The sequence below is a fragment of the Pseudomonas sp. P4795 genome, from assembly GCF_048822895.1.
In the GTDB taxonomy this organism is placed as follows: domain Bacteria; phylum Pseudomonadota; class Gammaproteobacteria; order Pseudomonadales; family Pseudomonadaceae; genus Aquipseudomonas.
In genome coordinates, this window is record NZ_JBMFBT010000011.1 from 39,729 (window position 1) to 64,670 (window position 24,942).

The 24,942-nt window shown below is 58.9% G+C and carries 18 protein-coding genes; 9 read left to right on the plus strand and 9 right to left on the minus strand.

What is annotated here, in order from left to right; translation table 11 throughout:
* The 5 genes from ACOI8A_RS25365 to ACOI8A_RS25385 form a co-directional block, all read right to left on the minus strand.
* Entirely contained in the window at nucleotides 1-642 is a 642-nt protein-coding gene (locus ACOI8A_RS25365; RefSeq protein WP_420651480.1) for a LysE family translocator, read from the minus strand.
* Nucleotides 643-748: 106 nt separating this feature from the next.
* Nucleotides 749-1,012, minus strand: a complete 264-nt coding sequence (locus ACOI8A_RS25370; RefSeq protein ID WP_420651479.1) for a PAAR domain-containing protein — start codon at nucleotides 1,010-1,012, stop codon at nucleotides 749-751.
* Between the two features lie 154 nt (nucleotides 1,013-1,166).
* A complete protein-coding gene (locus ACOI8A_RS25375; RefSeq protein WP_420650334.1) occupies nucleotides 1,167-1,673 on the minus strand; it encodes a DUF4265 domain-containing protein in 507 nt (168 codons plus the stop codon).
* Nucleotides 1,674-1,684: 11 nt separating this feature from the next.
* Entirely contained in the window at nucleotides 1,685-6,298 is a 4,614-nt protein-coding gene (locus ACOI8A_RS25380) for an RHS repeat-associated core domain-containing protein (RefSeq protein ID WP_420651478.1), read from the minus strand.
* Nucleotides 6,295-9,201: a type VI secretion system tip protein VgrG gene (locus ACOI8A_RS25385; protein WP_420650332.1), complete on the minus strand. Its 2,907-nt coding sequence runs from the start codon at nucleotides 9,199-9,201 to the stop codon at nucleotides 6,295-6,297. The genes ACOI8A_RS25380 and ACOI8A_RS25385 overlap by 4 nt, the downstream gene beginning before the upstream one ends.
* Before the next feature lie 413 nt (nucleotides 9,202-9,614).
* On the opposite strand from ACOI8A_RS25385, the gene ACOI8A_RS25390 reads away from it, so the two are divergent.
* Nucleotides 9,615-9,809, plus strand: coding sequence for a PLD nuclease N-terminal domain-containing protein (locus tag ACOI8A_RS25390; protein ID WP_420650331.1), 195 nt, complete (start codon nucleotides 9,615-9,617; stop codon nucleotides 9,807-9,809).
* Between the two features lie 217 nt (nucleotides 9,810-10,026).
* Entirely contained in the window at nucleotides 10,027-11,079 is a 1,053-nt protein-coding gene (locus ACOI8A_RS25395; protein ID WP_420650330.1) for an alpha/beta fold hydrolase, read from the plus strand.
* A 107-nt stretch (nucleotides 11,080-11,186) separates the two neighbouring features.
* On the opposite strand, the gene ACOI8A_RS25400 is transcribed toward ACOI8A_RS25395, so the two are convergent.
* The 4 genes from ACOI8A_RS25400 to ACOI8A_RS25415 all read right to left on the minus strand — a co-directional run bounded on the left by ACOI8A_RS25400 (nucleotide 11,187) and on the right by ACOI8A_RS25415 (nucleotide 15,920).
* Nucleotides 11,187-12,170 (minus strand): GlxA family transcriptional regulator, encoded by a 984-nt coding sequence (locus tag ACOI8A_RS25400; protein ID WP_420650339.1) that lies wholly within the window; start codon nucleotides 12,168-12,170, stop codon nucleotides 11,187-11,189.
* Between the two features lie 123 nt (nucleotides 12,171-12,293).
* Nucleotides 12,294-14,282 (minus strand): peptidase U32 family protein, encoded by a 1,989-nt coding sequence (locus tag ACOI8A_RS25405; RefSeq protein ID WP_420650329.1) that lies wholly within the window; start codon nucleotides 14,280-14,282, stop codon nucleotides 12,294-12,296.
* A gap of 210 nt (nucleotides 14,283-14,492) precedes the next feature.
* Nucleotides 14,493-14,873, minus strand: a complete 381-nt coding sequence (locus ACOI8A_RS25410) for a RidA family protein (RefSeq protein ID WP_420650328.1) — start codon at nucleotides 14,871-14,873, stop codon at nucleotides 14,493-14,495.
* A gap of 72 nt (nucleotides 14,874-14,945) precedes the next feature.
* Nucleotides 14,946-15,920, minus strand: a complete 975-nt coding sequence (locus ACOI8A_RS25415; RefSeq protein ID WP_420650338.1) for an NAD-dependent epimerase — start codon at nucleotides 15,918-15,920, stop codon at nucleotides 14,946-14,948.
* A 757-nt stretch (nucleotides 15,921-16,677) separates the two neighbouring features.
* Between ACOI8A_RS25415 and rfaH the strand changes: the two genes are divergently transcribed.
* The 7 genes from rfaH (at nucleotide 16,678) to ACOI8A_RS25450 (ending at nucleotide 24,928) form a co-directional block, all read left to right on the plus strand.
* Complete coding sequence (gene rfaH, locus ACOI8A_RS25420; protein ID WP_420650327.1) at nucleotides 16,678-17,196, plus strand: transcription/translation regulatory transformer protein RfaH; 519 nt, start codon at nucleotides 16,678-16,680, stop codon at nucleotides 17,194-17,196.
* Nucleotides 17,197-17,249: 53 nt separating this feature from the next.
* Nucleotides 17,250-18,410, plus strand: coding sequence for an outer membrane beta-barrel protein (locus ACOI8A_RS25425; RefSeq protein ID WP_420650326.1), 1,161 nt, complete (start codon nucleotides 17,250-17,252; stop codon nucleotides 18,408-18,410).
* Between the two features lie 12 nt (nucleotides 18,411-18,422).
* Entirely contained in the window at nucleotides 18,423-18,956 is a 534-nt protein-coding gene (locus ACOI8A_RS25430) for a polysaccharide biosynthesis/export family protein (protein WP_420650325.1), read from the plus strand.
* 2 nt (nucleotides 18,957-18,958) lie between these two features.
* The gene (locus ACOI8A_RS25435; RefSeq protein ID WP_420651485.1) at nucleotides 18,959-21,274 is read left to right on the plus strand and encodes a GumC family protein; all 2,316 of its coding nucleotides are present in this window, start codon (nucleotides 18,959-18,961) and stop codon (nucleotides 21,272-21,274) included.
* Nucleotides 21,275-21,449: 175 nt separating this feature from the next.
* Nucleotides 21,450-22,841 (plus strand): undecaprenyl-phosphate glucose phosphotransferase, encoded by a 1,392-nt coding sequence (locus ACOI8A_RS25440; protein ID WP_420650324.1) that lies wholly within the window; start codon nucleotides 21,450-21,452, stop codon nucleotides 22,839-22,841.
* A 30-nt stretch (nucleotides 22,842-22,871) separates the two neighbouring features.
* Nucleotides 22,872-24,224 (plus strand): UDP-glucose dehydrogenase family protein, encoded by a 1,353-nt coding sequence (locus ACOI8A_RS25445; protein WP_420650323.1) that lies wholly within the window; start codon nucleotides 22,872-22,874, stop codon nucleotides 24,222-24,224.
* Entirely contained in the window at nucleotides 24,221-24,928 is a 708-nt protein-coding gene (locus tag ACOI8A_RS25450) for a WecB/TagA/CpsF family glycosyltransferase (RefSeq protein WP_420657874.1), read from the plus strand. Before ACOI8A_RS25445 ends, ACOI8A_RS25450 begins: the two co-directional genes overlap by 4 nt.
* Nucleotides 24,929-24,942 lie beyond the last annotated feature (14 nt).

The following is a 24,942-nucleotide window of genomic DNA, read 5'->3' on the forward strand; positions in this document are numbered from 1 at the left end:
TTACGCAGCCTGCCGACGCATGGTCAGAATCGCCGCGCCAAAACCGATAAACGTCGTCCCCACCACCCGGCTGACCCAGCGCGACAGTTCCGGCCGGGTCAACCAACCCTTGGCTCGCGAGGCGAGTGCTGCGTACATGCTGAGCGACGTCACCGACAGCGCCATGAAGATCGAAGTCAGGATCAAAAACTGCGGCAGCAACGCCTCACTTTGATCGATGAACTGCGGGAACAATGCAGTGAAAAACATCGTCGCCTTGGGATTGGTCACCGCCGTCAGAAACGCCGATTTATACAGCCTGGTGCGCGTCGGCCGGCTCTTGATCACTTCATCCTCAGCACCTTGCGCAAGCATCGGGCCCTTCTTGGTGAGCTGCTTGATCCCGAGATAAAACAGGTAGCAGGCACCGATGATCTTTACCGCGTTGAACAGCATCTCAGAACTGGCGAGCAACGCCCCGAGGCCGAGCATCGCAGCGGCCGACAGGCAGAACAGACCGCTCGCGTTGCCAAGGGACGACCAGATCGCGCTGCGCTGGCCGTGAGCCAGACTGTTGTTGATCGCCATCAACGTCGCGGGGCCGGGGCTGGCGATGGCAATTGCGCCAACCAGGGTGAAAGCCAGAAGCGAGTGAGAGTCCATTTTCATGCTCGTTGGAGTGGGTTGGCCATATTACAGTCGTCACATCCGTGTGAGAAGCGACGAGCATTGCAACTCCCGGAAGGAAATCAGACCGGAGAACAGACGTTCAACTGACCACAGCCCCTTTCGGTCCACTGGCAATCAGTGCAGCCCCACAGGCAGTTTTCATACCGTCCAGAGCGATGGGCGTGCCATCAACGGTGTAGGTGCTGCTGCCCTCGACAATCGGAAAAACCCCTTTGCACAATGGGCAACTGACCTTATGACCGACCCCGGCAATCGGCTTGCCGTTGAGGTCGGTCTGGGGGAATGCTTCGAGCACCTTGCCACCGTGAGTGGTGGAGTCGCCGAGGCGGATTGCGTCTTTCAAACTGTCACTCCTTTGACTTGGGTTGGGGCTGGCTGTCTGAGTCGATACATTCCGAGCGGACTGGAAGGAGTAATCAACTACCTCCATATTTAGACAGCTCGCTCATCCAAGTCCGTCAGGAACAAAGTTATCAGGTGCCCATCTCGTAACGTCATCAGTGTGTCATGAACGGAACAGTGGCAAGCGATAAGCACTCATCCAGACGAGCTGATGAGATGCCTGAGTGTTGTAAGCATGCGTCTTCGTACGCAATATTTTCTCCATCAGAGATGGCCGAAAGATACTCATCGACTACCGAGAAAACACAAGAGCCGGGGATATCAACTGAAAAGAGTGACAACTCCTTGTTAGACACACAAGAAGCACCAAGCTTTTGAAGCTTGTCGATAATTTCTGATTTTTTTTCAGGATTATTGGCATACACCCTGATTGTTGAGTGCCCACCCTGCTTGATTACATGCGTTACGATTAACTCGCCATCATTCTGACGCGCTAGCACGCTATCCCCCTTGCTTACGCCATACGTGTAATAAGGCGTATTGTCGACAATATAAACATTATCTCCTTGGTAAATCCCCCATACCGACTCCGCAGAAACCGGTGGGTAATCGTCCTCATCAGGTGTTAACTCAAAAATAATTTTATGAAAAATTTCGGTCATGTGAGATGCGCTCATGGGTTGGAACGACCTAGGCGATTCAAAATCTTGTAATTCGGCTTGATTGAGTTTGAATCCTCGCGATTACAATGACGGCACAGTATCTCAGTGTTAGCCTCATCGTTACCTCCGCCCAGCGAGTCAGGATCAATATGGTCGAATTGTCGTTCATTCGAAGGGGGAGTGACACCCCGCTGGCTCTTCTTACCCGGCACCACTGCAATAAGACACTTTTCGCACGTCTCGACACCGTAGAATTCCTTGTTCTCCGTTGCTACGTTAGCCTTCACTTTTTTAGGAATGCGAGCAAGGCCTAAGGGATCAACCCATTCCAACGGGTTCGGTGCATATTGGTACACGTTGAGTCCACCCGCCAACCCTATTGGGTCTTTGCTGATGAACCTTCCTGTGCTCGGGTCGTAGTACCGGTATAGATTGTAATGTAGCCCAGTCTCATGATCATGGTACTGCCCCTGAAACCGTATCGGGTTGGTCACACCATGCTGCCGCGCCCATTCCGAACGCTTCTCCGTCAGTTGTCCCCACGCCTTGTACTGTGCAGCCCAAGCCATATTGCCTTGTTGATCGGTCAGCTCCTGCGGCGTGCCCAGGTGGTCGCACTGGTACCAGGCCAACGCATCAAATTGCATTGCTATGGCTTTGTGATTCCACAACGGGTCATCATCAAGACTGAAAGCACTGGTGTAATTCGGAAGCTCCATAAGAACAATCGGTGCATGGCGCACCGCCTGCACAACAGGAACAAAGGTGCCTGGTTCGAAGATGTAGTGAACAGTGCGCCCAGGCTCTCCATCGGCCTGCGGGGGACTGCTTTCCCATGCAAGGTTGTCGCCATCCCAACCGTAGAGCGTGAAGCCGCAGCCCAGCTCTTGCTGCTTGCGTGCGTGTTCGTTGCGGTTCCACAGGGAGCCGGCTTCCGGGCGCTGCTTGTAGTGAGCGCGAGAGCTTTTGTGTAGGCGTCGCCCCAGCGCGTCATAAGCGAAATCGACCGCGAGGCGTGGATCTTCGAAGTGCACCAGCCGGTCAAACAAGTCCCACTTCAGATCGCTACGCTGCCCGTTGTGCCAGCGCTGGATCTGGTTGCCGCGTTCGTCGTAGTCGTAGTGGGTGCCGGCGTATTCACGCAGCAGATTGTCGACCAGTTTGCTGCGCGGCGGGGTCAGGTCCAGAGGACGACGAATTTCCGTCGCTTTGTCGTCCAGCAGGTTGCCGGCCGGGTCGAACGCGAAGGTTTCCACGCCTTGACGCGTCGCGGCGCTGAGCAGTCGGCCGACCGGATCGTAGCGATAGACGAGCGGCCCGCGACGGCTGTCGTTGATGTCAGTCAGTTGGCCTGCAGCGTCGTAGGTGTACTCGCGTTTGAGCAGAGTGGATTTGTCGTCGCTGCGTCCCAGCAACTGTTCCTGCAAGCGGCCGGCCGGGTCCCAGCTCTGGGTTTGCAGCAGATAATTGCCTTGATGGCGGGCGACTTCGCGGTGCATGTCGTCGCGTTCGTAGCCGATCAGTTCATGTTCATCCAGGCGCAGGCCGAGCAAGTGGCCGCTGCCGTACGTCAGCCAACTGACGCGGTGGCCGTCGGGGCGCACGGTGGCAATTCGTTGGTTGAGCACGTCGTACTCGTGCTGCCAGATTGCGACGGTAGGCTTTTCCAGGCCGAGGTAATGTTGGTGTTCGCGCAGCAGATTGCCGGCCGGGTCGTGGAACCATTGCAGGCGGCTGTCGGCGTTGTCGGCCAGCACCATGTTGCCGTTGCCGTCGTAGGCGAAGGTCTCGCTTTGTGACTGATCGCCGAAGGTCGCGCGACGCTCGGTCAAACGTCCCATTGGGTCGAAGCTCAGCGCGATCACGCGCTCGCCATTGGCGGACTGGGCCAAACAACCAGTGAGTGGATCATACTGATAACGGGTGGTGCGCCCATCAAAATCGGACTCTTCCAGCAGACGACCTACCGGGTCGTAGTGGAAGTGCGCGCGTTGTTCGTTTTCGTTTTCCAGTGCCTGCAACCGTCCCAGGCGATCCCAGCGATAACGTAGCGTCTGCTCTGCCGCATCAACACGCTCGGCAATAAAACCAGCAGTGGTATAGCTCCAGGTGGTGCAGCGATCCAGCCCATCGACATGCGCCAGCAAACGACCTTCGGCGTCACGCTCGAAGCGCTCTTCGGTTTTGTCCGGGTGCTTGATCAGTACCAACTGCCCGGCTTTGTATTCGTACTCGGTGGCGTTCCCGGCGGCGTCGGTGAAGGAGATCATCTGCCCCCGTTCGTTGTACTCCCAAGCACTGGTTTTGCCCGAACAGTCGACGTACTCCACCAGTTGCCCAGCGTCGTTGTAATCCAACGTCTTTTCATTGCCGTTGGCGTCCTTAATTGCCGTAGGTTTACCAGCCTTGTTGTAGGCGTATTCGGTCTTATTGCCCAGCGGATCGACAGCTTCGACCAGATTGCCTTGGTCGTCATAGGTGCGCTGCCACTGCCCGCCCTCGGCATCGCTGATCTTGGTCAGCAGATCCTGATCGTCGTAGGCGTAATGCATCACAGTTTGATCGGCGCGTAGGTGCTCAAGTAAATTGCCGCGATCATCGTAGCTGTAGCGATCCGTGCTGCCGTCAGTGTGTACGTGACGCAACACGTTTTTCGCCTCGTCGCGGAACAGCCATTCCGAACGCTCATCGGCGTAGCGGATTCGGTAGGTGTAACCCTGGATGTCGTAGTAGTGCCACGTCTCATTGCCCAGCGCATCCGTGACATAGGTCAAACGAATGTTCTCATCCCACTCCAGACGCGTGTCGAAGCTGCCGTCGTCAGCCCATTCGCGCACGGCTTTGGCATCGGCGCCGACGCCTTGCCATTGCAGATTCATGCCACGACCGGTGCGGTCGGTATAACGGGTGATCAGGTGATGTTGGTATTGATATGACCAGACCGAGGCATTCTCGTCCTGTGCCTGAATCAGGTCGCCATCAGTGCCGTATTGGTAAGCGCAAAGTTGCCGCAGCGGGGCACCATCAACAATTTCCCACAAGCCAATCAAGCGGCCGTGATCATCGATCAGCGTGCCGAGGTGCAGGTGGACTTTGCTGACATCGTTTTCCTGATAGGTGATCAGATCCGAGAGCACCGAATGCTCGCCGTGACGATGCTCGTGATGCAGCATGACTCCAGCGCCGTTGCGCAGCGAAATATTCGTCAGCACAAAGCGCTGACCACGGCGCACATAGGTTTCCTTGCGCTCGAAACCGTGGCACAGCAATAGCCGATCTTCGCCAGTACGGACCAGGGTGATGTCTTCGATGGCGTCGTAGTGGAACAGCCCCAGCTTGGGCAACGGATAGCTGTGGTTACGGCCATCGGCACCGTGGAACGTCAGGCCATCGTCCACACAGTCAAACCGCGTAGTGAATTTAGTGATCCAGCGCGCACCCAGTTCGCTTTGATCGTAGGCGCCGAGGCGTGAGTTATAGGTGCGCGTCCATTCAATCGGGAATGGACCTGGAAGGCTGAAATCGGTGTGGTGTAGGGTTTCTGAACCGAGTGCAAAGTTGATTCTATGGCAGGTGCTGGAGCAAGTGCCGTTCTTTTTGCCATTGGCTGCACCTGTCGCCGGCGCCTGGCGACTCGTGGCCTCCAGGCGGCCCTCTCCCGCCCGGTGTTGAGCTTTACTGGTCGCCGCGGGCTTGACGCTGGCGCCCTGCCCGTGTGACCTACGCTTGCGCCAGGTCACCACAGAACCGGCCAGCATCTGCAGAAGCCAACCGATCGAATGCTGCACACCCGGATTACCCAGTTTCTTCAACTGGGTTTGCAACTCTGAGCCCAGAGTACGCAGGGTGGACGTGTGACTGAGCACCAAGGCCTTGGCACTTTCTGGCAGCAGATTTTTCGCGGCGCTGTTGGCCGCACCTTTACCTACGGCTTTATAAGCACTGAAGGCCGCTCCAAAAATATTGCCAATGGCGGCTTTGGGGTTGTGCAGTAATTGTCCGCCGGCTGCACTCATTTTGGCGCCCGCCGCGTTGAGGTCGCCCTTGGCGTCGAGTTTGCCGTTGACTACGGTTTCCAGACCTTTGGCAATTTCGTTTACGGCGTTTTTACCGAGTGTGCCAGCATCATCAAGAATGCCTGCCAATTTGGGCTGGGCCTGTTTTACAAAGTCATCGATTGTGCCGACGATGGTCGCGTTCAAATGGCCGATCAGCACTTCGATCAATGAGTCACCGAGCAGCATTTTGGCGCTGTTACGCAGCTCTTGGCGCACCAGTGCCAAGGTCGGACGCAAGGTCATCCGCGCCGACGCCATGGTAGGCGGTGCCGGTAACACACCAATCAGATTGATGCCCAGACTGACCCAGTCCAGCAGCTCGCGTTGCTTGCTCTTGGACAACGTGACGATATCGCCCAGCGCATCGACCAACGCCATGATGTTGCCCACCACGGGCAAGGCGCCCGCGACGTTTTTGATTCGATCCAGTGTGACTACACCACCACTGATGGATTGCAGCCAGGCATCAAATCTCGCGGCACCGCGCCCGACGTCTTTGATGTCGATCGTGTTGAGCGGAACAATGGCAACCTGAGGCTGCCGTTTCACAGCATTCTCAGTCGTCATACCAACACCTCACCCGCCAACAAACCCGGAGTTTTCAAGGAAGGTTTCGCAAGCGTTGGCGCCGGCAGTGTCGGCAACTTGCCCGTCTTGCTCGCCAGGCTCAGCACACTAGAAGCACTCGGCATGGCGGCACTCGCCAGTTTCGGCAATCCGGCCACTCCGCCCTGCACGGCGCCTTTCACCTGCTGCGCCGTTTGCATCGCGCTTTGTGTCTTCTGTACTGCACTCATCCCCGTTTGTGCCATTGCCTTGCCCTTCTCCAGCATGTCCCAGTTCTTGGTTGGCAACACTTGAGCGACCATCGCTTGCACCTGGCTTGGCACCTCTGCAGCGTCTGGCGGGTTCAGCGGCCATTCCGGCTTGCCGATATAGCTGCCATCGCTCCAGGTGTCTGCCGGATCCTTGCCGAACAACACCCGCGCTGGCCCCGGTGCGGCGCCAGAGACGCTGGCGAAACCCTTGGCGTCGAGCTTGCCCTTGATGCTTTTGCCCAAGGCGTCGATGACTTCGTAATCGCCTTCCTTGATGCCTTGGCGCCCGGCGTATTGGTTGAACAGTTCGAGGTTGCCTTTGCCCGGTTTCGGCGGCTCCGGGAATACGCCCGCCAAGGATTTGGCCCCGGTATAGGCGAAGTTCGCCGCATGCGCGGTGTACGGGCCGCTGGTGGCGTGGGTGATGCCGCCGGCGTTGTAGGTCGTGGCGCTGCCGCCACCCTGGATCACCAGTTCGGTCTTGGCGGTGATGGTGATGCGGTCGGCATTGGCGGTGATGTTGAGTTTGGCCAGCAGGTTGATGCTGTCCTTGAGCGCACGCACGTCGATGTCGCCGGACGCGGCCACTAGACGCCACCCCATGCTTTGCACGAACAGGCGCATGCCGCGACTGGCGCTGGCCAGCAGACGTTTGCCGATCGACAGGCTGGTGTGCCCGGTGCTGCTCAATGCCAGATGTTCGCCGGTGGCGATGTGGCTGGAGCGCGGTGTGGTCAGGGCGATGCCGGCCGGGCTGGCCAGTACCAGATGCGGTTCAGTGAATTCCGGGAATTCGTTGGCCGTCATGTTCGCCGGGCCACTGCCGAGCACACCTTGATGCTGGGCGTGCAAGGCCTTGGCCACGTCGTCCTGATCGCCGGATTCCTGCGCTTGCAACTCTTTGGCCTGCACCGCAAAACCGTCCTGCTGATCGCTCGCGGTGGCCAGGCGTTCGGCGGTTTCCGGCAGATCCTTGTGGTGTTTGGATTCGTTCGGACGTGGCTCGGTGGTGATCAGCAGACCGGCACCGGCACGCACTGCGCCGTGGCGGTCGGTGCGCAATTCGAAACCTTCGCCACGCGGTTGACCACCGCTTGGGCGCGGATGCGTCAGGTAACCGAGGTTGATCGCGCTCGCACCGTGATCACTGCGCAGCGCAATGCTGATCTCGCTGGTGGTATCGTCGATCCTCAGTTCGTTGGCACGACTGCCTTTGTATTCCTTGCTCTTGACCGTGGCCAAGGTCTTGAAATCCGGCAGCTTGTACGGCGGAAGATTCGCGCCGTGGTACAGGCAACCGGTGATCAGCGGCTGGTCGGGATCACCTTCGAGGAAGCTGATCAGCACTTCCATGCCAACCCGCGGGATGTTGATCGAACCGAAGGTCTGCGCCGCCCAGTTCGAAGCCACGCGCATCCAGCAGGTGGTCATGTCGTCGTGCTTGCCTTCACGATCCCAGAAGAACTGCACCTTGACCCGGCCATACTGGTCGCAGTAGATCTCTTCACCTTCAGGGCCGGTGACCACCGCACTTTGCGCGCCGAGGACTTTCGGTTTCGGGTGATCGAGCGGCGGACGGTACGGCACGTCCCACGGGATCGCGCTGAAGCGGTTGCGGTAGCCCTGGTGAAAATCGTCCTTCAGGTCAGTGGTGTCGCTGGTGACCGACTCTTCCAGCACCTGTGGCTGCTTGCCTTCGTGGAAGATCTCAGTGAGTAGCCACAGGTCGTTCCAGGTCGGGTTGGCGTGTTCGGTCAGGGCGAGGAAATGTCCGCTGACCAGGATCGGTTGGTCACTGTTGCCCTCGGCCAGGCGATAGTCGCTGCGATGGCGTTCCAGTGCCCGATTGGCGAGATGCTTGCCACGCTCGCGATCAACGAACCGACCCGGGTAATCGTAATCTTCCAGATCCGGCTGGGCGCTGCTTTTGGCATCACTTTCCAGCTCGATCTTGGGTTTGACGAAGTCGTAATCGCGTCGTGTGGTACGGCTGGTGCGCGTGGCCAGACGCAGGCCGAAACGCTTGATTACTGGAGTGTCCGCTACCAGTCCGGAGTCCTGCTGATAGGCCACGGGCGCGAGTTTCGGGAACACCGTCTGGTCATCCCCAAAGGTCAGTTTGTGGCCGCTGGCGCTGTGCTGGAAGTGGTAGTGAATCCCCTCCTCCTCGCACAGGCGCTGAACGAAATGCAGGTCCGATTCCTCGTACTGCACGCAGTAGATGCGCTCGGGGTAAATCGCGCTGAGCTGGAAGTGATAATCGCTGGCGAGGATGCCGTGTTCTTCCAGCACCTGACTGATGATCTGCTGCACGGTCATCTGCTGGAAAATCCGCTGATTGATCCGGTGCGCCAGGTACGCCAGTTGCGGGCGCAGGATGATCTTGTAGCGGGTCAGACGCTTGCCCGCCTCGCCCTGAGCGATGCTGTAGACCAGCCCGTGAATCCCGGTGCCGGTCGGCGACAACTGAAGAAACGCCAGTTTATGCAGCACGCTTTCGAGGTTGATCGCAGCCTTTTCGCTGACCAGTTCCAGCTCGAACTCGAAGGGGGTGTTGAGCGCCTCCCGGCCGGTAAACGACAGAACCTGGAAATCGTTTTCCACGCCATCGACGGTCAGGTTGAAATGAGGCTGATTGGCCGGTGAGAACATTCCTTTGTTCCTCGCAGAAGTGCAGCACGCGCGCGTCATGCCCATGTGGGCAGACGGGATTGCCGCTCGAGATAGCGATTCACATATCAAAATGCGTGCCAGCCATTAGTGAGCTATTACGGATCAATGATTTACGCCGTCAGCGCGAGGAATCTTCGATTTTCTCTGTAGGAAACAGCCTAAAAGTGCGCAAGAAGTTGCGCAGTACTGCGCAACTTCTTGCGCACTTGGCTGTAGGCCACGAACGGCGTGGCTTGTAGGCGATTCACGGGAGGATTTGGCGAAAACCACTGCGCAACTTCTTGCGCAACTCACCGTAATATTTTCCGCTCGCCATCGACCGCTTCGGGCAAATTAAATGAACCCTGCGCGCATGCCTCCGCCTAACAGAACAGACCATCAGGAGGTAGCTCATGCAGATCGAAACAATATGGGTTGTGTTGGCCGTCGCGCTGTTGCTGGTCGAGTTGTGGGCCATCAACCGGGTGCGCAAAAGCGCAGGCAAATCGAGTAACAAGGGTGTGTGGATCGTACTGATCGTGTTTGTACCGCTGCTTGGATTGATCGCTTGGGCCTTGGCCGGGCCGAAGCACGTGACCCAAGCCTAGCGCCTGCTTCATGGACGCAAAACAAACCCCGATGATTCGGGGTTTTTTATTGGCCGGGGTTTGTATCGCAGTGTGTACCGAATGCTCGCGGATACAGCCCACGGCATTTGGCGAGCAAAACTGAAACAGCGCAGATACGTCGAGAAGATTTACTGAAGTCCAAGGTTTGCAGGGTTCAGCCAGAACCCTGACCCGTCGCTTGCAAAGGGGACTTCAGATGAAGCATGCACTGCGCACCACCTCATCCGCCAAAAGCGGTCGTCTGCTGGGCCTGTCGATTATCGCCACTGCGCTGATGCAGTTCGGCGCTTTCAACGTCGCCAATGCGCAAAGTGCTGCGCCGCAGGCCGTGAAAAGCGTCAGCGCGAGCTTGCCGTTCGGCCCGCTCAAACACATCAAAGCCGGATTGCTCGATGTGGCCTACGCGGAAACCGGCCCGGCCGAAGGCCCGGTGGTGATTCTGCTGCACGGCTGGCCTTACGACATTCACAGCTACGACGAAGTCGCGCCGCTGCTCGCCGCCAAGGGCTATCGCGTGTTGATGCCCTATGCCCGCGGTTATGGCGACACGCATTTTCTCTCTGACAAAAGCGTGCGCAATGGCCAGCCAGCAGCGCTGGCCAGCGATGTCATCGATTTCATGGACGCGCTGAAAATCAAGGAAGCTGTGCTCGGCGGCTACGACTGGGGCGCACGTTCGGCGGGTATCGTCTCGGCGTTGTGGCCGGAGCGGGTCAAGGCGCTGGTGTCGGTCAGCGGGTATCTGATCGGCAATCAGGCTGCCGGCAAGAACCCGCTGCCGCCCAAGGCTGAGCTGCAATGGTGGTATCAGTTCTACTTCGCCACCGAGCGCGGCGCTGCCGGTTACCAGAAAAACACTCACGATTTTGCCAAGCTGATCTGGCAACTGGCGTCACCGAAGTGGGCGTTCGATGACGCCGCGTTCGAGCGCAGTGCCGCTGCGCTGGACAACCCGGATCATGTCGCGATCACGGTGTTCAACTACCGCTGGCGTCTGGGTCTGGTGCAAGGTGAAAGCCAGTACGATGCGCTGGAACAAAAACTCGCTACCGCGCCATCGATCAGCGTGCCGACCATTACCCTCGAAGGCGATGCCAACGGCGCACCGCACCCGGCGCCGGAGGATTACGCCAAGCGCTTCACCGGCAAATATCAGTTCCGCTTGATCGACGGCGGCATCGGCCACAACCTGCCGCAGGAAGACCCGAAAGCGTTCGCCAAAGCGATCATCGACGCCGATCACCTGTAACACACATCCCCTGTAGAGCTGCCGCAGGCTGCGATCTTTTGATCTTGTTTTTAAAGATCAAAGTCAAAAGATCGCAGCCTTCGGCAGCTCCTACAGGGGATCGGGTGTTACTTGATAAGGCGTTTTTCTTTTGAGGGGCGATAACCGAAATACGCGCTGTAGCACTTGCTGAAATGGCTCGGCGAGACAAACCCGCATGCCACCAGCACATCCACCTGCGACAGCTCGGTGTGTTGCAGCAAGCGCCGTGCTTCGGTGATGCGCAGTTCCATGTAATAGCGCTGTGGTGTGGTGCCGAGTTGTTCTTTGAATAATCGCTCGAGCTGGCGCCGCGAACGTCCGGCATACACCGCCAGTTGCTCCAGCTCCAACGGCTCTTCAAGGTTGGCGTCCATCAACTTCACCACTTCGCGAAGTGGTGCGCTGACGCAGATGTTTTCGGTTGGTTTGATCCGCCGATAGCGCGACTCCTCAAACGCCAGAATATCCTCGATGCCTTCGACCAAAGCCTTGTCATACAGGGACTTGATCCAGTCCAGCGCCATGTGAAAAGCCCCGGACGGACTGGACGCGGTCAAGCGGTCACGGTCAATCACATACGGCTCGCTGCTGACCTGAGTCGCCCTGGAAATCTCTGCCAGCGCCGGCCGATGCTCCGGGTGGATCGCACAGCGATAGCCTTCCAGCACCCCTGCCCGCCCGAGAAACCAGGCGCCGTTCCACAATCCCGCGAGAATTATGCCCGCCTCTGCCGCGTGTCTCAGCACGCCGATGAACTCATCGCTGGCCTTCAACTCGGTGCGATAACCGCCGCAAATCACCAGCAGATCGAGTTCTTGCAGTGCGCTGACATCGAGCCGTGCATCCGGGCGAATCACCAATCCCAGATCACTGACGACTTCGCGTTCGTCGAGGCCAAAGGTCCGCGTCGAGAACAAGCCCGGACGCAGCAGATTGGAAGTAATGAGGGTGTCCAGCGCCTGAGTAAACGCCGGCAAGGAGAAATGCTCGAGCAGCACAAAACCCGTACGGGTCATGCGCCCCGGCCCGTTGGAAGGCTCGTTCAGGTAGCGAAGGTTCTTGCCCTTCATGCCACCGCTGAATTGGCGTCGTTCGATCAAGGTCCGGCCCACTGTTCTTGTTGGAACAAGATTTGTAAGCGCGGGCGCCAACGAACGCAAGCGCGACGCCGAAACGTCGCGCTTGCAGCGCTTTTAGTGCGGCGCGCGGTGGATGGTTTTCATCAGGTCTTCCGGGCTGATATGCCCGACCACGCTGCCCGGTTGCGGCTGGTTGAAAATGTGCCCTTTCATCTTGCCGATCACGTGCATCTCGCACGGTTTGCAGTCGAACTTCAGGGTCAGCACTTCGTCGCCATGGATCAACTGCATCGGCGCGACTTTGGTTTTCACACCGGTCACGCCTTTAGCCTGTTTCGGGCACAGGTTGAAGGAGAAACGCAGGCAGTGCTTGGTGATCATCACCGGCACTTCGCCTTTTTCTTCATGGGCCTCGTAGGCCGCGTCGATCAGCTTCACGCCGTGGCGGTGATAGAACTCGCGGGCCTTGTGGTTGTAGACGTTGGCCAGAAACGACAAATGCGATTCCGGGTACACCGGCGGCGGCGTGGTTTCAGGCTTGCGCGCGCCACGTGGGTGCGCGGCGATACGTGCGGCGGTCAGCGCTTCGATGACTTCGCGGCGCAAAGCCTTGAGCTGCGAATTCGGGATGAAAAACGCTTGCGGCGCGTCCAGCTCGATGGAGGTGGCGTGGTACTCGGTGGTGCCGAGTTGGCCGAGCAGATCGTGCAGGGTTTCCAGCGCCTGTTCCGGCTTGTTCGCCACACCAAACGGCCCGTCAAGGCGGACGCTGGCGCTGATGCCCTCTTCGCTGGTGGCGATCAGTTCCAGGCGATCTTCACGCAAACGCGCCAGCCAGGTCAGGCCAATGCGACGCTCGGCAGAAGTCTTCTGCAAGGCCTGCTGCCAGTTGTGGTCGAGGTTGCGATTGAGCGGATGGTTCGGCCGCAGCTTGTGCATGCCTTCTGGCATTTCGTTCGGCTCGACGCGGTAGCGATAACGTTTCTCGCCGTCCTCGTCGAACTCGCCCTTGGCCTCGGCGATGTTGGCGCGAAAACCCACCACTTCGCGTTTGACCAGCACGTTGAGGCCGTCACCGTTGGACAGCGGCTCGTGGGTAATCACTTGCATGTCACGCTTGCCGACTTTCTCGACCACGCCGACGGCCAGACCAGTGAAAGTCGGCGAATCGAACGCGCCGATGTCGACCTTGCGCTCGCTGACGAAGTAATCGGTGCTGCCACGGTGGAAGGTTTTTTCCGGGTCGGGCAGGAAGAAATGCGCGGTGCGGCCGCTGGAGGCGCGGGCCAGATCCGGACGATCTTCGAGCACGGCGTCGAGGCGCTGGCGGTAATAGGCGGTGATGTTTTTCACATAGCCCATGTCCTTGTAGCGACCTTCGATCTTGAACGAACGCACGCCCGCCTCGACCAGCGCGCGGATGTTGGCGCTCTGGTTGTTGTCCTTCATCGACAGCAGGTGTTTTTCGTAGGCGATCACGCCGCCCTGCTCGTCCTTCAAGGTATACGGCAGACGGCAGGCCTGCGAGCAGTCGCCACGGTTGGCGCTGCGCCCGGTCTGCGCGTGGGAAATATTGCACTGGCCGGAAAACGCCACGCACAGCGCGCCGTGAATGAAGAATTCAATGGCGGCATCAGTTTCGGCGGCGATGGCGTGGATTTCTTGCAGGTTCAGCTCACGGGCCAATACCAGCTGCGAGAAACCGGCCTGATCGAGGAACTTGGCGCGATCCAGAGTGCGGATGTCAGTCTGGGTGCTGGCGTGCAGCTCGATTGGCGGGATATCCAGTTCCATCACACCCAGGTCCTGGACGATCAGCGCGTCAACGCCGGCGTCGTACAACTGATGGATCAGCTTGCGTGCCGGCTCCAGTTCGTTGTCGTGCAGGATGGTGTTGATGGTAGTGAAGATGCGCGCGTGGTAACGGCGGGCAAATTCCACCAGTTCGGCGATTTCTTTGACCTCGTTGCACGCGTTATGCCGCGCGCCGAAGCTCGGGCCACCGATGTACACCGCGTCGGCGCCATGCAGGATGGCTTCGCGGGCAATGGCCACGTCACGGGCGGGGCTGAGCAATTCCAGGTGATGCTTGGGCAAGGACATATATTTTTTTAGTCAGGCTGTCACGGTCGAGGCGCGCATTGTAGCCGCGAAACGCGCGACCGGCACGCCTGTGCTGCCGGGTGGTTCAGTTGAGCCCGGCGCCACGCCTGTAGGAGCTGTCGAGTGCAACGAGGCTGCGATCTTTTGATCTTGTTTTTGAAGATCAAAAGATCGCAGCCTTCGGCAGCTCCTACACAGGTTACGTGGGTTTCAGGCCTTGGCTGCCATTGCGGTGACTTCCACGCGCATCCCTTCAACCGCCAACGCGGCCACACCAACCGCCGCACGCACTGGCCATGGCTTGGCGAAGAAGCGCTTGTAGACTTCATTGAATGGGGGGCGATCAGCCATATCGGTCAGGTAGATGGTCAGGTGCATCACCCGATCCATCGAACTGCCAGCACGCTCCAGCGCGACTTTCAGCGCCTGCAACGTGCATTCGCTTTGCGCGGTGATGTCGCCCAGTTCGAGGCTGCCATCGGCATGGGTCGGAATCTGCGTCGACATCAGAATGCCGTTGAACTCGGTGACGTCGGAGGAGATCGAGTCCGCGTCCGGATCAGGGGTGAAGGTGATGTCTTGATTGGCCATGGGAATCCTGTAGGGGTGATCGAAATTCAGGCCGGCCAGTCTACAGCCCGCCGCGCGATGTGAAAAACACCGCTATAGCCGATAGTACCCGCGGTACCACTCAACGAACGCCTGCACCCCGACATCCACCGACACCTGCGGGCTGAAGCCGATGTGCGCCGCCAACGCCGAGACATCGGCCCAGGTGCGCACTACGTCGCCCTCCTGCATCGGCAGAAAATTGCGCTGCGCCTTGATGCCCAGCGCCGACTCCAGACACTCGACAAACTCCAGCAGCGCTACAGGGCTGCCGCGTCCGATGTTGAACAGTCGATTGGCGCCGCGCTGCCCCTCGTTCTCAGGCGGTTTACTCAACAAACGAAAAATCGCCTCGACAATGTCATCGATGTAAGTGAAGTCCCGCGCCATCTCGCCTTCGTTGTAGAGGTCGATAGCGCGTCCTTCCAGAATCGCCTGAGTAAACTTGAACAGCGCCATATCCGGCCGGCCCCAAGGTCCGTACACGGTAAAAAACCTTAATCCGCTGGCTCGCAGGCCATACAGATGGCAATAGCTGAAGGCGAGCAGTTCATTGGCGCGCTTGGTCGCGGCGTAGAGAGAAACCGGTTGCTCGACCGGGTCGTCCTCTTTGAACGGCATCTTATGATTGGCGCCATAAACGGAACTGCTCGAGGCATAGATCAAATGCTGCGGCGGATATTGCCGGCAGGCCTCCAGCAGATTTAAAAAGCCCACGAGATTGGATTGCCCATACACGTCCGGATTGTCCAGCGAGTAACGCACACCAGCCTGCGCAGCCAAGTGAACGACATACTCGAAGCGGTGCTTTTCGAACAGGGTAATCAGCCCAGATTTGTCGACGACATCCAGCGCCAGAAACCGAAATTGTGGCGATGCCTGCAATATCTCCAGCCGCGCACGTTTTAGCGAAACTTCGTAATAGGCATTGAGGTTATCGACTCCGACCACTTCAAAGCCTTCACGACCCAACCGTTGAGCCGTATGAAAGCCGATAAATCCGGCGGCCCCTGTAATCAGAATCGTCATGGCGAGCGCTCCCGAGCAGAACATATGTTTCGAAGGTGGCATGGATCCAAAATAGCCAGACGGGCAGTGCATCAATCTAAGCGCAGGCCAACCACATGGCAACTAGCCAAAGTCAGCGAGATACAAACAACCAATTGATAGACTTAAATTTCAGCCACAACAGAGAGTTGCGGCAACACAAGTTTCAACAGATCACAACAACATGACAGTTAGTGCAGCTAGTTCGCCACCACCGTTACCTTTGAACGCGACGGCACGAGACTTCATGACACTGAAAAAGTTTAATATTAAAAATATTAATTTAAAGCCTAATGGAAACAGATGCTTATGATGTTCACCGGAAACTATTAGATAAAAGGCGCGCTTTTTGACTGTTATCATTTGACAGCAAGTGAAGACTGGCTGATAACTAATCCCAGCCCGGAATTGACTCGCCGAAACATAGCCGCTTCTGTCGAGCCAGTATCAGGCCATCATCTAGCTAAATTGATCAAAGGTTGCGAATGCAAACCGTGCGGTAGCTTTGCCCAAACAAAAACTCCCGCTCGCTTATGCTGTAGACAACCACACATATAACTAATACATCCGCGCAAGTGATTCAAATTTGAAACACTTCAAACTGCCGATAAAACACACTTAGCATCTGGTTTCGCCAATTTGGCCTTGATCAGCCTACTACCTACTAGCAAGCCTGCCGACCCGCACTGACCTGTGCGTTGGCGCGCTTAAACTTTGGCTATGTATGGAGTACTCCAGCATGCAGACAGTTAGCCGCAATGGCTCCAACTGGTATTTATTGCAGTGCAAGCCCCGCCAGGATGAACGGGCGCAATTCAACTTGCTCCAGCAGGACTACACGACCTTTCGCCCGCAACTGATGAGCGAAAGGATTGTGCGTGGCAAACGCTTGAAGGTGCTCGACTCGTTGTTTCCGGGTTACCTGTTCATCCAACTAAGCAGTGATGACAACTGGGCGCCCATCCGCTCGACCCGTGGCGTCAGTCGCATCGTCGAGTTCAGCCATGAGCCGGCCATCGTGCATGAGCAGGTAATCGAACATTTGCGTGAGCGCAGCCTGAAACCGGTGCTACCCCCGGCGGACCACACGCTTGAACCCGGCGAAACCCTGAATATCGTTCAAGGTCCGTTTTCGCCTCTGGAAGGCGTGTTCCTGTCAATGCAAGGCGCTGAGCGGGTGATGATCCTGTTGCAGTTTCTCAACCGCCAACAGCATGTCTGCGTACCGCTGAACATCGTCGAACGGCAACGCCAGTAACCTCAGAAACACCCCCATTTCGCACAATAGAAACTTCTCCAGGAGCACGGCTCATGGCCCTGAAGTCACGCTGCCCTGTCGCCTTGCTTTTGGCTTTTGCTTACCCCGAGGCGGCTTGGAGTCTGAATCCGCAAGCCATCAATGTGTATGGCTTCGACTTCATTCCAACCTTCTCCATGTCGGAAAGCTACGACGATAACTTTCGCGAACTTGAACACGATGTCGAGTCGACGATGATCACCCGGCTGGCGCCTTCGTTTGAACTGAAGGCCGAAGATCGCAACAGCGCCACGCGGGTGATCTGGCAACCGACGCGCTACATCTATCACTCGGATTCCGACGCCTCCAACACCGCCCAGCGCCTGCGTGCCGAGAGCATCATGGAATTCACCGACAGTCATCGGCTGAAACTCGAAGCAGAGGCGCGCAAATACGAGCGCACCACTTCCACCGCGGTCGATGGCATCAACGACAAGATCGAAAATACCCGGGTCAACGGCGTGTACACCTTCGGCGCCAAGACCGCCGCCAATCAGATCGACTTTGGCGCCAACTACGCGCAACTACGCTATGACAACGCCGACGGCATCAATGATGACAAGGAGCGCAATACCACCGGTTTCAACACCACCTGGTATCACCGCCTCGGCAGCAAGACCCGCAGCCTGCTCGAATACGACCATACGCGCTTTGACTACCTGCAATCGGACAGCGTGCGCAGCAGCAAGTCCGACGCCTTGCTCGCCGGCGCGGAATGGGACATGACCGCGCGCACCACCGGCAAGCTCAAGCTCGGTTATGAACGCAAGAACTTCGATGACAACGCCTCCGACGACCTGAGCAACCCCACCTGGCAGGTCGATCTGCAATTCAAACCGCGCACCTATTCGACCTTCACCTTCCTCGCCCGCCAGGCACTGGCCGAGGGCGACGACGGTGCCGACGCGGTCAAGTCGACCTTCACCCAGGTCGGTTGGCGGCATGGCTGGACCGAACGGGTCATCACCGTCGCCCAGGCCGGCATGGGCCGCTACGAGTACGAAGGCCAGGACCGCACCGACAACCTCCAGGACTACAACCTCGCGGTGATCTACAAGATGCGCCGCTGGCTGGATGTCGAGCTCGGCTATCGCTACCGCGACAACGACTCCGATGCCGACAACGAGAGCTTCACCCGCAACGTGTTCCAGATCAGTTTCGACGTCAGTCTCTGAGAGGCCAGGCCCATGAACTCGCGCATTGTTTATTTGCTGTTGCTGGTACTGCTGATCCCGGGGGCCCATGCGGCTGAGCCCGCCACCGACTACAAACTGGCCGCCGGCGATGTGTTGCGCATCACGGTATTCGGCGAGCCGGAACTGAGCATCAAGAAGGTGCGCCTGAATGATGCCGGCACCTTCTCCTACCCGTTTCTCGGCGAAGTCACCGCCGCCGGACTCACCCCGAGTCAGGTGGAACGCAAGATCGTCGATGGCCTCAAGCAAGGCTATCTGGTCGACCCGAAGGTCAGCCTGAGCCAGATCGAATACCGCCCGTTCTACATCAATGGCGAAGTGCAAAAACCCGGCAGCTACCCGTTCCAGCCCGGCCTCACCCTTGAAAAAGCCATTGCACTGGGCGGCGGTTTGACCGAGCGCGCCTCGATGAAACGCGTGACCATTCTGCGCGGCGCCGGTGGCCCACCGGTGATCGACGACATCAGCCGCACCACCGTCATCAGTCCCGGTGACACGATTTCCATCGCACAGGGGTTTTTCTGATGATCGATAACAGCCCTAGCACCTACACCGAACGCCCGCTCCAGACGCATATGCATCAGCAACATGCTGAAGAATCGGACACCCTCGACCTGTTGCAATTATGGCGCGTGGTGTGGGCGGCGAAGTGGAACATCGCGCTGCTGGTGGCGCTCAGTTGCGCACTGGCGGTGGCGGCGCTGTCGTTCATCACGCCGCAATACATCGGCAGCACCACATTGCTGATCAAAGACAAAACGCCACCGGTGATGAGCTTTCAGCAGACCAACGACTCGGGCGGCTCAACCACCACCGACTATTTGCAGACGCAACTGGCCCTGCTGCAATCGCGCGAGCTGGCCGAACGCGCGGTGAAAAAGCTCAACCTCACCAGCAATCCGCTCACCGACCCGCGCCAGCGGCCGACCTCATGGTTCGCACCGCGCCAATGGCTGGCCGAACTCAATCGCGATCAATGGTTGCCATGGATGGATCTGCTGCCCGCCGCGAAGCCTGCGCCAACCGAAGCAGACGTGTTCAACGCCGTCACGCAGAACCTGATGCTGCACACCAGCGTCAAGTTTGTCGGCAAGAGCCAGTTGATCGAAATCGAAGTCGAATTGCCTGATCCGCAACTCGCCGCAGCAGTCGCCAATGCGCTGGCGCAAAGCTTCATCGACAGCCAGCAGGACACCAGCCTCAAGTCCTCGCAGAACAACACCAGCTGGATGAACACCCGTCTCGTCGAACTGCGCAATAACCTGCGCAATGCGGAAAACAAGCTGCAGGGTTATCGCGAAGAGCAAGGTCTGGTGGATGTCGATGGCGTCGCCACTATCAGCGCCAACGAGCTGCAAATGACCGGCAACCGCATGATCGATGCACGGCGTAACCGCGCCGAGGCCGAGAGCCAGTTCCGTCAGGCGCAAGCGCTGAGCAACGGTGATATCAGCCGTCTCTCCAGCGTCCCCGCAGTGTTGAGCAACCCGTTGATCCAGCAATTTCAGGCCGATCTGGCCAAGGCCCAAGCCAAGGTCGAAGAGCTGTCCAGTCGTTATGGGCCAAAACATCCGGCGCTGGTCTCGGCCAAGACCGAACTGCGCACCGCCGCCAACAGCCTGCGTCTGCAAGTGCAGCAAGTGGTGGCCGGTATCGAGCGTCAATACCAGCTCTCGGTCGCCAGCGAAAACGCGTTGCGCCAGTCGTTCAACACCAACAAGGCGCAGATCCAGGACATTTCGCGCAAGGAATTCCAGCTACGCGAATTCCAGCGTGAGGTCGACAGCACCCGCGCGCTGTACGAAACCTTCGTCACCCGCCTGAAAGAAACCGCCGCCACCTCCGACATGGACTCGGCCAAGGCGCGCATCGTCGATCCGGCGATTGTGCCGACCGAAGCCAGCAAGCCGCGCAAAACCTTGATTGTCGCCATTGTGGCGCTGGCCGCCGCCGTGCTCGGTGTGGCACTGGCGCTCTTGCTCGAGACCTTGAGCAACACCTTCAAAAGCGATGAAACCATCGAGTCCACCCTCGGCGTGCCGTTGCTCAGCGTGGTGCCACTGGTGATGAAGAAAAGCCGTCGCCAACTGGCGCGACTGTTCGAGGACAACGACCATCCGCGCTTCTGCGAAACCATCCGCAACCTGCGCACCTGGCTGATGCTGCAAAGCAGCGAAACGCCGTCGCAAGTGGTGCTGGTCACCTCGTCCGTGGCCGGGGAAGGCAAGAGCACCATCGCCAACAACCTCGCCTGTTCGCTGACCTCGCTGGAGCGGGTGCTGTTGATCGACGCGGACATGCGCCAGCCGACGCTGTCATTGAACTTCGACTTCCCGCCGGAGAATCCGGGTCTGGCCAATGTGATCGCCGGCACCGCCAAACTTGAGGATTGCATCCGCACCGTGGGCAATCTGGACATGCTGCCGGCCGGCAGTCTGTCCCTTGAGCCATTCGATCCGTTTGATGCGCCGCGCCTGCCCTCGGCACGTGACCCGCTCAGCGCAGCGCATCGGCCACCCGCACAGGACCTGCTCAGCTCGCCACGGCTGGGGCGCATGTTGCAGGCGCTCAAGGGCCGCTACCAACACATCATCATCGATTCGCCGCCCGCGGAAATGGTCAGCGACGCGCTGTTGCTGGCCCGGCATTCGGACGCGGTGATCTACGTGGTCAAGGCCGAAAGCACGCCGGTCAGCCAGGTGCAGAAAAGTCTGGCGATGCTCCAGCAAAGTCAGGGCACGGTGTTCGGCGTGGTGCTCAATCAGGTCGACCTGCGCAAGGCGCGTAAATACGGCCACAGCCATTCGCGCTCGTTCTACGACTACGACTTCGCCCCGCGCTAAACCCGCCTGACACAACCAACACACCTGACATGCCTGACACAGCACCTGTGGCGAGGGGGCTTGCCCCCGTTTGAGTGCGCAGCGCTCACAAAATACTGGGGCCGCTGCGCAGCCCAACGGGGGCAAGCCCCCTCGCCACAGGTCTGCGGTCATTCCCTTCTTGTGAGATCAAGTCATGACGCCGCAATACACCGCGCAAATGGCCCATCGCCGGGGCCTGACTTTCTGGGGCCAGTGGCTGGCCGCAATGACCCTGGTCAATCTGTTGCTGATCGTGCTCGTGCATTGGCGGATCGGCTATTTGCCCAGCGAATACCGAATGCTGATGATCCTGACCATCCTCGGCTCGGTGCCGACCTACAGCCTGATGCAGGTCTATCACAAGCGTCACGGCTTGTTGATCGGACTCGGCCGCTTGCTGGCCGGTTGGCTGATTCTGCTGGCGGTACTCAGCGCCATCGCCTTCGTCACGCAGACCAGTGCGCTGTTTTCGCGGCAAGTAATGATCGTCTGGGCGCTTGCCGGGTTCCTCGTCCAGGCCTGCAGTTTCCTGCCGCTGCATTTCATCGCGCGCCTGTACTCGAAAATGATCAGCAACGAGCGCCGTGCGGTGATCATCGGCACCTGCCCGACCGCCCATGAACTGGCGAAAAAACTCATCAACCCGGATCGCACCCTGCTGCTCGGATTCGTTGCCGCCACCCATCCGGTGCGCCCGGCGCCGAGCATTCTGCCGCTGCTCGGGCATGTCGATGACATTCGCGAAATCATCGGCCGCCTCGAAGCGCGGCGCGTGTACATCGTGCTGCCGATGGCCGACGCCGCGACCATCGAAGCGCTGTACATCGACCTGCTCGACATGAACGTCGACGTGGTATGGATTCCGGATTTCGGCAGCATGGTCTTGCTCAACCATTCGATCTCGGAAATCGAACGGATGCCGGCGATCTACCTCAACGAAAGCCTGATCACCTCGCACCCTGGCAGCCTGTTCTGCAAGGACTTGTTCGAGCGCAGCCTCGCGGCGGTCGCGCTGATTCTGCTCAGCCCGCTGCTGCTCGGCGTGGCGCTGGCGGTCAAGCTCACGTCGCCCGGGCCAGTGCTGTTCAAGCAGAACCGCCACGGCTGCGACGGGCAAGTGATCAAGGTCTGGAAGTTTCGTTCGATGCGCGTGCATGACGACCAACAGGTGCGTCAGGCCACCCGCGAAGATGATCGCATCACCCCGTTCGGACGCTTCTTGCGGCGCAGTTCGATCGATGAACTGCCGCAACTGTTCAACGTGCTGTTCGGCCACATGGCACTGGTGGGTCCGCGCCCGCACGCCGTCACGCACAACATCTATTACACCGGCAAAGTCCGTGCCTACATGGCCCGCCACCGGCTGAAACCGGGGATCACCGGGCTGGCACAGATCACCGGCCACCGTGGCGAAACCGAAACACTGGAAAAGATGCAGCTGCGGGTCGCCCAAGACCTCAACTACATCAACCAATGGTCGCTGTGGCTCGACATCAAAATCCTCTGCAAGACGCCCTTCACCCTGTTTTCCAAAGACATCTACTGACCCGGCTTCACCCCCACCCGAGGTTTACCCATGAATGTGAGTGTATTCGGCATAGGCTATGTGGGCCTGGTGCAGGGCGCTGCGTTGGCGCAAGTCGGCCACGACGTGCTCTGCGTGGACGTTGACGCCGCCAAGGTGCAAGCGCTCGAAGACGGCACGCTGCCGATCTACGAGCCGGGCCTCAAGGCGCTGGTGCGCGAGAACCATCAAAGCGGTCGGCTGCGCTTTGGCACCGATCTGGCCGCAGCGGTGCGTCACGGCGATGTGCAACTGATCGCCGTTGGCACGCCCCCGGATGAGGACGGTTCGGCGGATCTCAAACACGTGCTGAGCGTCGCACGGACCATCGGCGAGCATTTGCAGCGGCACGCGACCATTGTCGACAAGTCCACGGTGCCAGTGGGCACGGCGGACCTTGTGCGCGAGTGCATTGCCCAGGCACTCGCCGACACTCAGCGCAGCCACCTGACTTTCGACGTAGTGTCGAATCCGGAGTTTCTCAAGGAAGGCTGCGCAGTCGAGGATTGCCTGCGCCCGGACCGGATCATCATCGGCACCGACAGCCCCCGCGCCGAAGAAGTCATGCGCGAGTTGTACGAGCCGTTCAACCGCAACCGCGACAAAGTCATCGTCATGGACGTACGCAGCGCCGAGCTGACCAAGTACGCCGCCAATTGCATGCTGGCGACCAAGATCAGCTTCATGAACGAGATGGCCAACCTCGCGGAAAAACTTGGCGCCGACATCGAAAAAGTACGCCACGGCATCGGCTCCGATCCGCGCATCGGCTACCAGTTCATCTATCCGGGCATCGGCTACGGCGGTTCGTGTTTTCCCAAGGATGTGCAGGCGCTGATCCACACGGCTGAGGCGGTGGACTTCGATGCGCGGCTGCTCAAAGCGGTGGAATCGCGCAACCACGAACAGAAAACCACGCTGTTCCGCAAAATCTCCGAGCACTTCGACGGCGCGCTGCAAGGCAAGACCTTTGCGCTGTGGGGCCTGAGTTTTAAGCCGAATACCGATGACATTCGTGAAGCCCCAAGCCGGGTGCTGATGGAAGGGCTGTGGCGCGCTGGCGCCAATGTGCAGGCCTACGACCCGAAAGCCATGGAAGAGACCCAACGGCACTATGGCGCCCGCGATGATCTGACCTTGGCCGGCACCAAGGAAGCGGCACTGAAAAACGCCGATGCGCTGATCATCGTTACCGAGTGGGCGTTATTCCGCGCGCCGGACTTCGACCTGCTCAAACGCCAGCTCAAGCAGCCGCTGATTTTCGACGGACGCAATCTGTTCGAACCGCAGCGCCTGAGCAGCCGCGGTTTCACCTACATTTCTGTCGGCCGCCCGACACCCGTCGCCGCGAGTGACTCGCCATGATCCGCCTCGAAGTGGTCGGCCACTATTCACCGAGCCTGCTGAGCTGCAACCGGGCGTTTTCCTTTATCAACTTCGCCTCGGTCGGCAGCTTCATGCGCCAGCCGCCCGCCGCCCTCGCCTACTTTTGCGACGGTATGCTGATGTCTGGCTTCATGGCCAAAGTCAGCGGGCAACCGGTGCAGCGCGTGAGTTTCGATTTCACCTCGATTGCCGATCCGGTGCTCCGCGACGCGGAACAACAGCAGCTGCGGGTGTACATCGTCGGCGCCCGACAAGCCGAACTTGATGTGTTCATCGGCAAGCTGCGCGGGCGTTATCCGCAACTGATCATCGCCGGCACGCACAACGGTTATTTCGATCAAGCGCAAGCGGCACGGATTCAGGCTGACATCCGCCACAGCCAGGCCAATTTGCTGCTGGTGGGACTTGGCGCCGGTTTGCAGGAACGCTTCGTGATTGATGCGCTGAACGCCGGTTTCGACGGCGTGGCCTTCACCTGTGGCGGCTTCATCCGTCAGGAGGCCAGCGCCAGCGAGCACTACTACCCCGAAGTCATTGATCGCGTGCACCTGCGCGCGTTCTACCGCATGTACCGCGAGCCGCACACCATCAAGCGCTACCTGCTCGACTACCCGCGCAACTTCCTGCAACTGGCCGAAATGATTGTTCGGCACAAGGTCGCCATCGACATCACAGCGCCGTGAGCGCCGGGGATTCC